The sequence below is a fragment of the Paraclostridium sp. genome, from assembly GCF_051657365.1.
In the GTDB taxonomy this organism is placed as follows: Bacteria; Bacillota; Clostridia; order Peptostreptococcales; family Peptostreptococcaceae; genus Paraclostridium.
Window position 1 is genome coordinate 1 of record NZ_JBOFKN010000036.1, and the last position, 2376, is coordinate 2376.

General features: G+C 21.7%; 2 protein-coding genes. One reads left to right on the plus strand and one right to left on the minus strand.

Features of this window, described 5'->3' with window-relative positions:
- A partial coding sequence (locus tag ACRCYC_RS03030) for a TolC family protein (protein ID WP_438617704.1) occupies nucleotides 1–1540 on the minus strand: 1540 nt, incomplete at its 3' end.
- 364 nt (nucleotides 1541–1904) lie between these two features.
- Here ACRCYC_RS03030 and ACRCYC_RS03035 point away from each other — a divergent pair.
- On the plus strand, nucleotides 1905–2376 hold a 472-nt coding region (locus ACRCYC_RS03035; RefSeq protein ID WP_438617705.1), incomplete at its 3' end, for a helix-turn-helix domain-containing protein.

Genomic DNA, 2376 nt, shown 5'->3' on the forward strand with positions numbered 1-2376 from the left:
ATGCTAAAGAGTTAGAATTTGAAATAGCTCCTTGAACGAGAAAATTTTCTATCTTTTTAGATTTATCAGATCCATATGAAAAATTTTTATTGAATGAATCACTTAAAACAAAATAAGTAGATACATCTTTTAATGACTCGTAATTATAACTATTATCTGTTGGTAAATTTAAAAGAGTGTTTAGATAAATCTCTTGATTTTTGATTTCACTTCCGATATTAGCTATATTGGCTAAGGAACTTGCAACATCAGATTCAAGTCTATAAACATCTTGAAGACCACCAGCACCTACTTTATAATTTAATTTAGCAATCTCTAAACTTTCTTTTAAAAGAGCGTAGTTACTTTTTTGAATATCTAGTTGAGCATTTAATTGAAGTATATTGACATAAGTAGATGCTGTATAATATAAAATATTTAACTTTGTCTGTTCATATTGTTTTCTACTAGAATCAAGTGCAAGTTTTTCAATTTGAACAGAAGCATTAAGTTGATCATTGAAAATAACTTGAGAAAGTTCTAAATATGAGCTTACACTATTTGTAGGAGCTCCCATCTTAAAATTACTTGTTCTTTTATCAATAGCATTATATTGCATATTTGCATTCAACTGAGGTAATCTTGAACTATTAGAAATTTTCACATTATAAGAACTAGTTTCTAAATCTTGTTTAGATTTTAAAAGTGAAAAATTTGAATTTAATGCTCTTTCAACTGCATTTTTTAATGTAAGTTTAATTCTATCTTTTTCAGATGTTTTTAAATTTGAAATATTTTGTAAAAAAATAAGATTTGGATACAGCCCAAGTTTGTTAGCTAAATCTCCATTAAAAAAGATATTTTCTCTAGGTTCATTTACTTCAACGACTTTACCTAATCTATTGTTAGTTTTATAAAGCATATAATTTAATGATGCAGCTCTAATACGTTTTGAAAATTCCTTTTTCATATCAATACCAACATAAGCATATTTATTAAAATTTGTATTGAACGATATTAAAAATATAGGATTTTTACTTTCTTTTATTTTTTTTTCATCAGCTTTATATATATTAATTTTTAAATTGTTTATATTAATATTTTTAGATAAGTTAGTAATGTTTGCTTCACTTATATTTGAAATAAAAATATCAATTTCATTTACTCCATTTACATTATTAAAGATTTGAAGATAGTTTTTTAAATCTAAGTCACTGTAGATATAATTTAAATTATTTGGTAATTTTTCTAAATTTTTTCCAAAACCTAAAGGTGCAGAATAAAATTTATTTTTGTTTAAATTTTTTATTTTATCGATAGAAGTATCAGTTAAAATAAAAAGACTATCAATTTTATTATCTAAATTAATAGAATTTAGTTGATTTTCTAGAGTTTGATTATCAACATATAGAACTTTCATTATATTCGGCTGAAAATTAGTACCAGCAAAATTTTTAGTTAGTTCATCTTTTAGAATTTTTAAGTAAGTATTTGATATTTCATCATTATTTTCTAAAATAACTGCAGTATTAAGTGTTTTAGAAAAAATAGAAATATTCATTATGAGTAATAAAAATAAAACTTTGATCACAGTATCCTCCTGAATTTAAATTTGACTAAACATTATATACTTTAAATTTAATATTTGTATATTTGCAAAGAAATACTGAAAAAAATGTACTGTATTGCATAATTAAAAGTTCTTCTATTTATATGAGAAAAATGATATACTATTAAAACATGTATATTATTAAAATTATAAATATAATAAATTTGATAAGATATGTTTTGAAGGACTCTTTTCTTTAAACATATCTTTATTTAATTATTATTAAGTAAGAATAAAAAAATTAAAGAAGAGGGGTGAAAGGATTTACTTTTAGTAATTTAATATAGAAAAATAAGGCTAAAAGTGTTATCTAAAAATGTTTTTAAATAAAAAATCATTGAATATTTTAAATCTGTTTTTAAGTTTAAAGAAATACAGTTATTCAGAGTTAGAAACAGTTCTAAAAATAAAGAAAAGATCAATAACAATGAATATAAATACAGTAAATAGTTTTTTACACAATCATAATATAAACGGTATACTGAAAGAGGATGAAATTTTTTATATCGACGAGAAAGAAATTTTAAAAATAAAAGATTTATTATCACATGCACCATTTAGTCCTATTGAAAGAAGAGACTATATTTTATTAAAACTTTTTTTTACTAATAAAGTGATATTAAGTAATAGTTTTATTGAATTAGATATCACAAGAAGAACGTTAAACTATGATTTAGAAAGAATAAAAGAATATTTAATAAAGTATAACCTTAAATTAGAAAGTTTACCTTCAAAAGGAGTTTTTCTTATTGGAAATGAAATAGATATAAGATTTTTATTTGCAAGTT